Annotated in this window: 9 protein-coding genes and 1 pseudogene; 6 read left to right on the top strand and 4 right to left on the bottom strand. The window is 43.1% G+C overall.

The window, feature by feature from the left end:
- The 5 genes and pseudogenes from PR766_RS06465 to PR766_RS06445 form a co-directional block, all read left to right on the top strand.
- A pseudogene (locus PR766_RS06465) lies at positions 1-102 on the top strand (peptidase P60); the annotation flags it as partial.
- Positions 99-701: a tail assembly protein gene (locus tag PR766_RS06460; RefSeq protein ID WP_154636657.1), complete on the top strand. Its 603-nt coding sequence runs from the start codon at positions 99-101 to the stop codon at positions 699-701. The pseudogene PR766_RS06465 and the gene PR766_RS06460, both read left to right, overlap by 4 nt.
- Positions 702-756: 55 nt before the next feature.
- Positions 757-4,062 carry a TipJ family phage tail tip protein gene (gene gpJ / locus PR766_RS06455; protein WP_154636656.1) on the top strand — a complete coding sequence of 1,102 codons (3,306 nt, stop codon included), beginning with the start codon at positions 757-759 and terminating at the stop codon, positions 4,060-4,062.
- On the top strand, positions 4,029-5,075 hold the full coding sequence (locus tag PR766_RS06450) for a DUF6453 family protein (RefSeq protein ID WP_326832540.1): 1,047 nt from the start codon (positions 4,029-4,031) through the stop codon (positions 5,073-5,075). Before gpJ ends, PR766_RS06450 begins: the two co-directional genes overlap by 34 nt.
- 64 nt (positions 5,076-5,139) lie before the next feature.
- Positions 5,140-7,374 carry a phage tail fiber protein gene (locus PR766_RS06445; protein WP_154636654.1) on the top strand — a complete coding sequence of 745 codons (2,235 nt, stop codon included), beginning with the start codon at positions 5,140-5,142 and terminating at the stop codon, positions 7,372-7,374.
- A gap of 4 nt (positions 7,375-7,378) precedes the next feature.
- Here the strand turns inward: PR766_RS06445 and PR766_RS06440 are convergent, their stop codons facing one another.
- The 4 genes from PR766_RS06440 to ppsR all read right to left on the bottom strand — a co-directional run bounded on the left by PR766_RS06440 (position 7,379) and on the right by ppsR (position 10,437).
- The gene (locus PR766_RS06440) at positions 7,379-7,594 is read right to left on the bottom strand and encodes a helix-turn-helix domain-containing protein (protein ID WP_006660100.1); all 216 of its coding nucleotides are present in this window, start codon (positions 7,592-7,594) and stop codon (positions 7,379-7,381) included.
- A gap of 213 nt (positions 7,595-7,807) precedes the next feature.
- Positions 7,808-8,128 (bottom strand): hypothetical protein, encoded by a 321-nt coding sequence (locus tag PR766_RS06435; RefSeq protein ID WP_230083783.1) that lies wholly within the window; start codon positions 8,126-8,128, stop codon positions 7,808-7,810.
- A gap of 281 nt (positions 8,129-8,409) precedes the next feature.
- A complete protein-coding gene (locus PR766_RS06430) occupies positions 8,410-9,459 on the bottom strand; it encodes a 3-deoxy-7-phosphoheptulonate synthase (protein ID WP_006660098.1) in 1,050 nt (349 codons plus the stop codon).
- A 135-nt stretch (positions 9,460-9,594) separates the two neighbouring features.
- A complete protein-coding gene (gene ppsR, locus PR766_RS06425; RefSeq protein WP_179896531.1) occupies positions 9,595-10,437 on the bottom strand; it encodes a posphoenolpyruvate synthetase regulatory kinase/phosphorylase PpsR in 843 nt (280 codons plus the stop codon).
- A 280-nt stretch (positions 10,438-10,717) separates the two neighbouring features.
- Between ppsR and ppsA the strand changes: the two genes are divergently transcribed.
- A complete protein-coding gene (gene ppsA, locus PR766_RS06420; RefSeq protein WP_154636653.1) occupies positions 10,718-13,096 on the top strand; it encodes a phosphoenolpyruvate synthase in 2,379 nt (792 codons plus the stop codon).
- Positions 13,097-13,248 lie beyond the last annotated feature (152 nt).

Below are 13,248 nucleotides of genomic sequence, written 5' to 3'. Positions count from 1 at the left end.
TTGCTTCACCACTTATACGGTCAGCTCAGCCGCATCGTTCCATACAGTGATTATTGGCGAGATAGGACAGTGAAAATAGTCAGACGTAAGGAGTTGGCATGAGTTTAAAAACAATACGACTCTATGGTGTTTTGGGTACCCAATTTGGTCGCGAGCATCGGCTTGCTATCGATTCTCCGCGTGAAGCGATTAAAGCGCTATCGGTACTCTATGATGGATTTGAGCAGTTCCTTGCCAATGCGCATCTGAAAGGGCTGGAATTTGCGGTATTTAAAGGTCAGCGCAATATTACTAAAAATGAATTGTATCTTGATACTTGCGAAGATATTCGCATTGCTCCGGTAATTAAAGGGAGTAAGCGTGGTGGTTTCTTCCAGACTGTGATTGGTGTTGCTTTAATTGCGGCAGCAACATATTTCACTGGTGGCTTAGGGGCTGCATTTACTGCGGGTGGATGGGCTGGCGCTGCTGCGATGAGTGGGGCTGCAATGGCTATTGGTGGGATTGTGCAAATGCTTTCACCACAGCCTCGTGGTTTATCGATGCGACAAGATGCAGACAATAAACCTTCTTATGCCTTTGGTGGTGCTGTGAATACGACGGCGCAAGGTAATCCGGTTCCTCTCTTGTATGGTATTGGTCGTCGTGAGATAGGTGGAGCGGTTATCTCCGCGGGAATCTATACCGAAGATCAAAAATAGCGAAATGAACGCATTAACACGAGCGGCTTAATTGCCGCTTTTTTGTGGGTGAAATATGGAAACGATGATATACGGCGCAAAAGGTGGCGGCGGTGGCGGTCATACTCCCGTAGAGTCACCAGATAGTTTACTTGCTGAATCTACAGCAAAGTTGCTTCTTGCTGTTTCTGAAGGAGAAATAGCAGGTGGTTTGGATGACACGAGAATATTTCTTGATGATACCCCGATCGGGAATGCCGATGGCTCTAAGAATTTCGAAGGTGTAACTTGGGAATTTCGCTCAGGTAGTGAACATCAAGAATACATTCAAGGTATCCCATCTGTAGATAATGAAATTGCAGTAGGGATGGAGTTAAAAGATGATCAGCCTTATGTGAGAACAGTCAATAATACCCAGTTATCAGCGATCCGCATTCGCTTGTCTGTACCTCAATTTCTCCAGCAACACGATAACGGGGATACAACAGGATACTATGTTGCCTATGTGATTGAGTTATCGACAGATGGGGCGGGTTATAAAGAGGTTGTTAAATCTGCATTTGATGGCAAGACCACCAGCGAATACCCAAGAACACACCGTATTGATTTACCTAAAGCGACTACAGGATGGCAAGTTCGTGTTCGTCGATTAACTAAAAACCAGAATAATGCGCGTATTGCAGATCGGATTAATGTAGCTGCAATTGTTGAAGTGATTGACGCCAAATTACGGTACCCAAACACAGCTTTATTATTTATCACCTTCAATGCCCGGCAATTCAACAATCGCATTCCTAAAGTCAGTTTGCGTCCTAAAGGTGGTTTGCTGATTAAAGTGCCAACAAACTATGATCCGGTCAATCGGGTTTATTCAGGCGTATGGGATGGCACCTTTAAACTGGCGGCAACCAATAACCCTGCTTGGGTATTTTATGATTTAGTGCTCAATAATCGTTATGGTTGTGGTGACCGAATCAAGCCTTCTCAGATTGAAAAGTGGGACTTGTATAAGATCGCACAATATTGTGATGAATTGGTACCCGATGGGCATGGTGGTGATGGCAAAGAGCCTCGTTTCTTGTGCGATGTATATATTCAATCACAAGAGGCAGCGTATACCGTATTACGGGATACTGCGGCGATATTCCGTGGCATGACCTTCTGGGCGGATAATAAAGTGAACACGGTTGCAGACATGCCATCCAGCATCTTCCGTACGTTTACTAATGCCAATATTGTCGGAGGAAAACCAACCTATTCAGGTGGTAGCTCCCAAACAAGATATACGCAAGCGCTAGTTTCATATAGCAATATTAATAACCACAGTAATGATGAAGTCGAGGCGGTATCAGATTTAAACTTACAGCGCCGCTATAAAATGGTGCGTAAAGTCGAGCTTTCTGCGATTGGTTGCACTCGACAAAGTGAAGCAAATCGTCGCGGGCGTTGGGCATTACTCACGAATGCGAATGACCGCATGATCACCTTTGCTACTGGGCTAGAAGGGGCGATCCCTTCTCCTGGTCATATCATTGCCGTAGCTGATTCGAACTTGGCGGGGCGTGACACCGGGGGACGTATCTCCTCAGCGAATGGGCGAAACATTACTCTTGATAGAGTCACGTCAATTAAAGCGGGTGACCGCCTGATCATCAACCTGCCTGATGGAAAATCAGAAGGGCGTACTGTTACTTCGGTAAACAAGAAAGTGGTCACGGTTTCTGTCGAATACTCGCAGGTACCGCAAAAAGAGGCTGTATGGGTCGTAGATTCGGATGATTTAGCCGTCCAGTTATATCGAGTGATTAATATCAGCGACAACGGCGATAACACTTACACCATCAGTGGCGCCATTCATAACCCTGACAATTATGAACACATTGATTCTGGCGCCCGCATTGATGAGCGTCCTATTACGGTTATTCCCCCAAGTGTTCAGCCAGCCCCGAAAAACGTAAAAATCTCATCTTATTCTAGAGTGGATCAGGGCATTGCCTTTTCTACGCTGAGTGTCAGTTGGGAAGCGCCAGATAGTGCGATTGCGTATGAGGCTCAATGGCGTCGTGATAATGGCAACTGGATCAACGTACCTCGCACATCCTCGCTGGGATTTGATGTTGACGGGATTTATTCTGGTCGATATCAAGTGCGAGTCAGAGCGATTAATGCGTCTGAAATTTCCAGCATTTGGGCGAATGCGCCAGAAACAACACTGACAGGAAAAGCAGGGAACCCACCTAAGCCTGTGAATTTTAGAGCATCTTCGCTCGTGTTCGGCATTAAACTTGATTGGGGCTTTGGTGAAAACACCAGCGATACGTTAAAAACAGAGATTCAGTACAGCAAAACCAATGATGGTAATGGGCTGATGTTACTTGCTGATGTTCCTTACCCTTCGCGTTCTCATGAGTTAGCGGGCTTGGCTGCGGGTATTGCTTTTTACTTCAGGGCGAGGCTGGTGGATAAATCAGGCAATGAATCGGAATGGACTTCATTCGCTCGTGGTGAGTCTGAGTTTGACGTGAATACTATCATGCCAGAACTTGATGGGCATTTCATGACCGCCGAAGCGGGTAAACAGCTTGATAAAACACTCGATTGGCTTAATGAGGCATGCCTAATCAACATGGCTGCGACCTATGAGCTTCAAGAGGATTTATTTGTTAAGCATGGACAGTCGCAAGCTCAAATTAAAGAGCTATGGCGTGTGTATGCGGACAGTGAACTGGCTTGGGCTGAGAAGTACACGACGGTCAATGCCTCCATTAACGGCGTGAAATCTGAGGTTGCCACGCTAGATAAGGCTGTTGCGAAATTAGATGGCGCATTTGCAGAGTCGCAAACCCAGCTGCAAGTAAAATTTAAAGACCAGGAAGCGTTAATCAATACCAAGATGCAAGCTGAGTTCAAGCAAGGCGAAGGCTATGCGATGCACAGTACCAATATCACGATTGTTGTTGATGATAAGAAATACAACGCTGCAGGTATGGTGATTAGCGCTGAACTGAAAAACGGTAAAATCGAGTCATTCATCGGTTTCAATGCGAATAACTTTGCTTTCTATAATCCAGTTAATGGAAAAATGGAGCCCTTCTTATACATGAAAAACGGTCAAGTTTTCATGAATGAAGCATTCATTAGCAAAGCATGGCTTAACGAAGTTGTTGTGACTGACAAAATGACGTCAGCAAATTACGTTCCCGGCAAGGTGGGTTTTAATATTGACGCTAAAACTGGCGATGCGGAGTTTAACAAACTACTCATCAGCGGGGATTTTAAAATCGTTGGGGATGCAGGCCGGGTGTTAGTCGATGGTACCGGAATGACAGTCTATGACGAAAATGGAAGATGGGCCGTGAAAGTGGGGAGGCGTCCAGCATGAGTGATAATTATGGGCTATTCATAAACCCTAAAGACGGCGGGAAGCCGATTGAAATCACTAACAATTCCTATCCTCTAACCTTCTTAAAGCATATTGTTATTCATCCACTCAGCCCACAGCCGTATCAAAAAAATAAGTCAGTTAATGTACCGGGTATGTCGAAATACAATGTGGTCATTGTGCCTTCAGCGTTATGCCACTTTCTAGCTTATGGTTCGGTGCAGGGCGTGAGTATCGGGAGCTATTGGGTATCGGGTGATACATTCTATTGCAACTATGACTGGTGGGGCGGTGATTCAGGTTGGTTACCGGGGAGTGATGGTAACTCCCACTTTTTCTTATACGGTGTACTAAAGGAAGCCCCGCAAGACTCTTATGGGCTTTTTATTAATTCACAGCTAGATGCTGCCGTTGATAACTTTAGAGCTATCACCCAAGAATCCACGGTTTCCTATTGTGTGTTTCGGCAAAAAATATTTATACAAGCGGATAAGAATGGGCGGGGTTATTGGAGCGTTCCGGATTCTATTCCTAACCGTAACTCGGTTTGTGTATTTATTAGACCTGAAAATACAAGCCAAACGATACGCTACGACAGACCTAATAACCGGATAATTTCGCTAGAGTCTGGTTGGGTATATGTTGTGATATTTGCGTCCGGATTAAATCTTCAACCTTCCGATGGACTGACGATTTGGAACAGAGAGGGTAAAGTAGTCTTCAACTCCGAGTACACACCGTTTTATAACAATGGGCAGATAGTTAACACGAGCAATAATGTTGCCACCAGTAAATTTGATGTCCCGATGTTTACGATGGATAGCCCTAATACATGGCTGGAGAATGAGGGGAATACCGTTAACTGCTACATGTCTGGATTTAGGGTATCAGGTAAACAGCTTATAGCGAAAAGGATGTGGACCATCGGTGATTACCCCACGTATGCCAACTACATGTACAACAAGATAGTGTATGCCGGCAGCTACGCCATCGACTTCAACGACTACTTCTAAATATTCAATTAAACGATAAGCCGCGAAAGCGGTTTTTTTTGCGTCCAAATTTTGGAGTTAAAAAATGATTTATCAAACAGGCACAATCGCAACCACGGCAGGACAAACAAAAATAAAAGGTACCGGAACGCGCTGGAAAGATAATTTGGCGGGTATCTCCGAAGGCTGTCCAATCTCCTACCTCATCAATAACACTGTATTCATGAACACTGTGTTATCTGTGAATTCAGATACAGAGATTAACCTCAATTACCCGGTACCGGTTGCAGCCACTGCAGCGAAGTATCAGATTACGACTTTCGTTCTAGACAGCATGAGCGATGGTGTTCGCAAGATGCTAGCGAATCAGCAGTATATCCAGTATTTCTTGCGAAACATGGACGCGTGGATGACGCAGGATGGGATTGTTGAAGTCAAAACGCCGACAGGGGAAACTGTAAGGCTTGAGAGTCTTGTTGAATTGCAAAAGCAGATAGATGGTAAGCTGAATAGAACTGGTGGGACAATAACAAAAAATAGCGACGCGTTAAACTTAAGAAATACTTCTGAAAATCAGGCGCTATTTTTGAGCTTTCAGAAGATGGACGGGAAACGCCGGGGGTATATCGGCGCCCCTAACGATAAGGATAGACTTGCGTTCGTTAATGACATCGCTGGAACAGCTTTAGTATTGACAGAGGACGGAAAGCTAACTTGGCAAGGTAGAGACTTAGCAGCCCTTAATCGTGTTACTGGCGAAGCTAGGGCGGCGGCAAGCTGGTTTGCTGGTCAATCTGGTGGTGGAGCTACTTTTATTAAAATATGTACAATAGGGGTTGGGGATGCTTCCTCCCAAGCTCAGCGTTATCAAATTTTTGTTACAAACACATCTTCTTCTGGGTACTCATCATCTGGCGCAGGGAGTGAGAATGAACAACACTTTGGTATTATCAATTTAACTATTGGGAATGGACAAAAACCTGAAAAGAATATCCTCGGTTCTTACTTCTGTACTGGTCATTTTGACATCGGTAGTACGACCATTGCTCCAGTGCTGATAAAACAAGTTAATGCGTATAAAGCTGAGATATGGTTGAGAGCTGGTAACTATACCAACTACACATGCTTAGCCAATACACAAGGGGATATTGAAATATCCCAGCATGTAACGGATGCAACTCTTGTTCCTGTAAATAACGGGGTGCAATCTGCCTATTATATTGCAAATGTAAAAATGCTTGCGACAGCTGACAACCGTGGTTGGGTTGAAAGTAGGGATACAATTAAAGTTACTGGTTCTGGTGACTACCCTAGAATGAACCTGATTAGAGCCGACGGGTCTTATATATCTTTAGAAACAGCTCCGAAAACTTTTCCAAATACTTTTAACATAATTCATAGAGAAGCGAACAACACCAACATCGCGGTGATAGGGGTTCCAAACAAGAGTGGTACTTTGATGCAAGTTGGAGATTTTGGCTGGGGCGGCAAGGGGGAGGGGACAGCAGCAAATACTGACCCATCTGGTGTTATTGAGACATTTAGAACGCGGGAAAGTAGAATCTGGAGGACTGAAATAGGTGGTTCGGACTATGTTTACAGATATGCGCCAAATCTGATGTATAGAGCAGGTGATACCTTCACAAATATCTCAACTGACATATATACAGCCATAACAAGAATAACTACTGGCATATCCGCTAATACTACGTCATATAAAACCAGCACTCTGTGGGGTACTTCAAACACAACAGTAGATAGTCAAGGCAATATCAAAAAAGCTTCTCCAGTCATTAAAGTTTATTCAGACCATGTCGAACTAAACGATGAATCTGAAGGCGTAGAAATGGAACACCTTGGTGTAGGTCATTATCTCATTAAAGGTGTCATCGGTTTTAATGCTGATGGTGCATGGGGTGTCAATAACGGCTTTGTTATTCCTCAAGATCATAATGGTAAAAATATGATTCTCATTGATTATGAGGTGAGACCGGATGGCGATATTGAAGTGTTTGTTTTCCACCAACAGAACGCAGATATGCCTGAACGTTTCCAGAACAAGCGCATAAAGTACTTTGATGAAGAGGGTACGCCTGTTTACTTTGAAAACTATGAGCCGTGTGATGTTCCAGAATCCCGCTGGATAGATATGCGAGTCGAAATGCCACCTAACTCTATCTACAATCAGAATCTAGCTGAAGCAGAGCAATTAGCGAAAATTGAAGCGGAACGGGTAGCGAAAGAAGAGGCTGAAAAAGCTGCGCGTGAGGAAGCGGAGAGTGAAAAGCAAGATATCTGCGAGGATGATGCTTTGCTATAGTGCTCTAATTACGCTTATATACTTCCAATAATTCGCGCATATCAACACCGAGTATTTCAGTAATAATCATCAAATCATCTACATAGATAGACGCATTACCACTTTCGACTCGAATATACTCAGCTTCGGGGATTGCTAAGTTTTTAACGATTTCCGATGTTGAGATATTTTTTTCGATGCGTTTTTGTTTGATGATGGTTCCGAGATTTTTATTTCTCATTGTTAGTTAGTAGGTGATGGGTTTGGAATGAGCATAGCACGTAGGATAAATCACTGTGACAAACTGTGTCGAAATTGTGACGTGAGGATGAGGGGATTTGTTTAATGGGGCAGATTTGGGGCAAAAAATTACCGCAAATGAACTCGAACTATCCAACAGTTCTAAATCAGCTTGCGGTAATTGTCTGTATTTCCACGCTATAACACGAATATGCTAGCTTATTAATCTGTATGCCACCATTTGTACGGATTGTCCATAGGTACTACCCGCCCCAGTCACAAAAATACCCGCTTGTCCTTTTAATAAATCAAGGGCAGATGACGCAGTTTGTTGTTCAGGTGCAGTTGCGTCAATCACTTCAAATTGTTCTGCAACAGCAAATTTTTCGCTATTTAGTGGAGGGGTTGTGACGTAGATTACATCCTTGGTTGCTAGGCTTGTTGTACTAAAACCGGTCATTGCAAGAGCAACTGTTAATGTTGATAAAGAAAATATCTTGGTGCGAGGAGCATCTTGTCTTGATGCGCATGTCATGATAAACGCCATCGGAAATCCTTTCCTGGTTAATAGAGTGCTAGTTGCCTAAATAAGAAAACTATTTATGGGTAGCTCATAATTAAAACGATAATCATTATCGTTAATAAAGTGGTAGTATCAAGTGTTTTCTGGATAATAATAATGAAAAATAGTAAATAATCAGATAATTATATTGATGGTGAAATTGGTTTACTGAGATGTATTTGAGGGGGAGATAGAGAAGCGTGCTTTAGATTAAAAAGGCATCTAAAGCACTGAGGGAGCAATTCAATGACGAGTTACTTAAAACGGGAATTAACGGCGTCAGCCAGAATTTCAATCAATTGTTCTGTATCTTCCCAACCCAAACATGGGTCGGTAATTGACTGACCATAGACTAAAGGCTGATCTGCACAAATCTTTTGATTACCTTCTTTTAAGAAGCTTTCAGCCATGACACCGCTAATTGCTTTGGAGCCTTGCTTTATTTGTTGTGCGATGTCTTGTGCGACATCTAATTGACGGCGATGGATCTTTTGGCAATTCCCATGGCTAAAGTCGACGACTAAATGCTCAGCCAAACCGAACTCATTTAACTTTTCACAGGCTTGTGAAATGTATTGCGCTTCGTAGTTAGGTTTTTTACCACCGCGCATAATGATATGCCCATGAGGGTTACCGCGAGTTTGGTAGATAGTCATTTGCCCGTTTTTATCTGGAGATAAAAACATATGTTGTGCTTTAGCGGCACGGATGGCATCAATTGCAATATTAATATTGCCATCAGTTCCATTTTTAAAGCCTACAGGGCAGGACAGTGCAGACGCCATTTCGCGGTGAATTTGGCTTTCTGTTGTTCTTGCGCCGATAGCACCCCAGCTAATCAAGTCAGCAATGTATTGTCCGGTCACCATATCCAAAAATTCAGTGGCGGTTGCTAACCCTAATTGGTTAACTTCAATCAAAAGCTTACGGGCTAATCGAATCCCTGTATTCACTTGGCATGAATTATCGAGGTGTGGATCAGAGATTAAACCTTTCCAACCTACAACGGTGCGAGGCTTTTCAAAATAGGTGCGCATGACAATTTCTAAGCGATCTTGATATTTTTGGCGTAGCACATTGAGCTTATTCGCATATTCAATAGCAGCATCAATATCATGAATAGAGCACGGACCTACGATGACCAATAAACGAGGGTCTTCACCGGATAAGATCTTTTCAATTCTTTTACGTGACGCTGTCACGTTTTCGGCAATTGCTTGGGATATAGGAAATTCCTCAGCGAGCGCTTGTGGCGTAATTAAACTGTCCACTCGCTGAGTGCGTAACTCATCTGTTTTTTGCATTTCGTTTCTCAAAACTGGTACTCGGCTGAACCATTTTGTCCTGCCGTATTAGTGACTAATGTCACAATAAACGAAAGTGGCTCAAATTCAAACCATCAACTAGGGTGAATGAATAATTTTTTATAATTAATTTTATTAAAAAATACGGCGCTGTAATCCCATCGTATCGATCACTTTGGCTGAAATTTCTTCAACGGAATAGTTCGTCGTATTTAAGTAATTGATTTTATTCTGTCTAAATAGAGCTTCTACTTCTGCAATTTCAATACGACATTGGCGGAGTGACGCATAACGGCTGTTTTCTCGTCGTTCTTCACGAATAGCCGCGAGTCGTTCAGGGCTGATGGTTAATCCAAATAATTTGTGAGTATATGGACGCAATGCTGCGGGTAGTTGTAAATTGTCCATATCATCAGCCGTGAAGGGATAGTTAGCGGCTTGAATACCAAACTGCATCGCTAAGTATAAGCTGGTGGGTGTTTTCCCACAGCGTGATACACCAATTAAGATCACTTGGGCTTGCTCAAGGTTGCGCAGTGAAATTCCATCATCATGTGCGAGAGTATATTCAATGGCGGCAATGCGAGCGTCATATTGATTCATATTTTGCATGGATAATCCATGAGTACGATTCAATTTAGGCTCAGGCTCTAATCCCACTTCTCGTTGGATTGGGGCAACAAGACTTTGGACAATATCCTGACAAAAACCTGCACTTTGGGTGATGATCTCTTTGACTTCTGGCGAAATGATTGAATAGAACACTAAAGGACGAAGGTTCGTTTCCACGTAGATGGCATCGATTTTTTGCTTAATTTCAAGGGCACGGGCTTGATTGGTGACGAACGGCAACGTGTAAGAAATAAAGGATAAAGGGAACTGAGATAAGACAGCGTGCCCTAACGTTTCAGCGGTAATCGCGGTGCCATCGGAGATGAAAAAAACGGTACGCTGGACTTGGCTGGCACTTTTACTCATAGAATTTAATTCGCTCATAAATAGCTTCTTTTTATCGTGTTTTTTCTGAGTTTTGAAAAATATTGTTAGTGAATAAACGTCAAAAAATAATTTGTGGGGGAAGTATAGCCAAATTTTGAACAATTTTTAGAACAAAAAATTTTTATTAATTGATGGAACGATTCACCAGTCCATCTTCCCATAACGTCTGTGCTAGTCTATTCCCGCGGCGATTATTCGCCAACGAGATTTTTTACGATTTGTTGTCTGTCACTAAATTGCTATAAAAGGATCGCTTTCAATGTCCACAAATGGCCTTACTCCGTGTAATGTACTTTGGTATAACCAATTAGGGATGAATGATGTTGACCGTGTTGGAGGCAAAAATGCTTCTCTCGGTGAAATGATTACCAACTTGTCCGATCTTGGTGTATCCGTACCAAACGGTTTTGCGACAACCGCACAGGCGTTTAATGATTTTCTGGAGCAGAGCGGTGTAAATCAGCGTATTTACAACCTGCTAGATGAAACGGATATTGATGATGTGAACCAACTGGCGGTAGCCGGTGCTCAGATCCGTCAATGGGTTATTGATACACCATTGACGCCAGCATTAGAGAAGGATATTCGTGACGCATTCCTCCAGCTTTCTGAAGGTGAAGCCGAAGCGTCATTTGCTGTTCGCTCATCAGCAACCGCTGAAGATATGCCGGATGCCTCATTTGCTGGGCAGCAAGAGACATTCCTTAACGTTCAAGGGATTGAAGCGGTTTTGGTTGCTATTAAACATGTGTTTGCGTCGCTGTTTAATGACCGTGCTATTTCTTATCGTGTACACCAAGGTTACGATCATCGTGGCGTTGCACTGTCTGCGGGGGTACAAAGAATGGTGCGTTCTGACCTCGCTTCTTCCGGTGTTATGTTTACTATCGATACTGAATCTGGTTTTGACCAAGTCGTCTTTATCACCTCGGCTTATGGTCTTGGCGAGATGGTTGTCCAGGGCGCGGTAAACCCAGATGAATTCTATGTGCATAAACCAACGCTGAAAAACAATAAGCCTGCAATTGTACGCCGTACTTTAGGCTCTAAGAAGTTGCAGATGGTTTACGCGGACAGTAAAGAGCACGGTAAGCAAGTGAAGATTGAAGATGTGCCAGAAGCACTACACAATCGTTTCTCTTTAACTGACCTCGAAGTGGAAGAGCTAGCTCGCCAAGCGTTACAGATTGAAAAACATTACGGTCGTCCAATGGATATCGAATGGGCAAAAGATGGTCATAATGGTCGTCTGTATATTGTCCAAGCGCGTCCTGAAACCGTTCGTTCTAACCAGCAGGTTATGGAACGCTACCAACTGAAAGACCAAGGGCAGGTTTTAGTTGAAGGTCGTGCTATCGGTCATCGTATTGGCGCAGGAACGGTGAAAGTCATCCATAACTTAAGTGAAATGGATCGCATTCAACCAGGAGATGTGTTAGTGACAGACATGACGGACCCTGATTGGGAACCGATCATGAAAAAAGCTGCCGCCATCGTGACAAACCGTGGTGGACGTACTTGTCACGCAGCAATTATCGCTCGTGAACTGGGCATTCCCGCAGTTGTCGGTTGTGGCGATGCAACGGATACTCTGAAAGAAAATCAAGAAGTCACGGTTTCTTGTGCTGAAGGGGATACCGGTTTTGTCTATGACGGAAAGCTACAGTTTGAAGTTCAAAGCTCTCAAGTTAAAGATATGCCAAGTTTAAATGTGAAAATCATGATGAACGTGGGTAATCCTGACCGTGCATTTGACTTTGCTTGTTTACCGAATGAAGGCGTAGGCTTAGCAAGACTTGAATTTATCATTAACCGGATGATTGGTGTGCATCCAAGAGCGCTGCTCGAATTCGATGAGCAAACTCCTGAGCTGCAAGCCGAAATCCGTAATATGATGGCTGGCTATGATGACCCAGTGGAATTCTATGTTAGCAAGCTAACTGAAGGCATTTCAACACTGGCTGCGGCATTCTGGCCTAAACGCGTTATCGTTCGTTTATCTGACTTTAAATCCAATGAATATGCGAATTTAGTCGGTGGCGATAAGTATGAACCGAAGGAAGAGAACCCAATGTTGGGCTTCCGCGGTGCTGGGCGTTATGTCTCTGAAAAATTCAGTGATTGTTTTGCATTAGAATGTGAAGCGGTTAAACGTGTCCGTAACACGATGGGACTGACTAACGTTGAAGTCATGATTCCATTCGTTCGTACTGTCGCACAAGCTGAGTCTGTTGTGGCTGAATTAGCTAAGCATGATTTGAAACGCGGTGAAAATGGTCTCAAGCTTATTATGATGTGTGAGATCCCATCCAACGCACTATTAGCAGACCAATTCCTTGAGCATTTTGATGGTTTCTCCATTGGTTCAAATGACATGACTCAGTTAACGCTTGGTCTTGATAGAGATTCTGGTGTTGTATCTGAATTGTTTGATGAACGTAATGATGCAGTGAAAGCGATGTTGTCGATGGCAATCAAAGCGGCTAAGCGTCAGAACAAGTATGTTGGTATCTGTGGTCAAGGTCCTTCAGACCATCAAGATTTCGCTCAATGGCTGGTGGATGAAGGCATTGATAGCCTATCTTTGAATCCAGATACTGTTGTGCAAACTTGGGTGACAATCGCAGAAAATCAATAGGTTGATTATTCATTTTTAGATGGGCAATTATAAAAAGGTCGGTAAATAATAACTATTTACCGACCTTTATTTATATATATAACGCTTTCATCAACTCATCCGTATTAAACAAAATATAAGTTTAATTTACGTAAATATTCATAATATATTAT

The organism is Providencia sp. PROV208, assembly GCF_028479465.1.
GTDB lineage: Bacteria > Pseudomonadota > Gammaproteobacteria > Enterobacterales > Enterobacteriaceae > Providencia > Providencia alcalifaciens.
The sequence above is the reverse complement of the archived record's forward strand: the minus strand, read 5'-3'. Positions and strand labels throughout refer to the sequence as shown.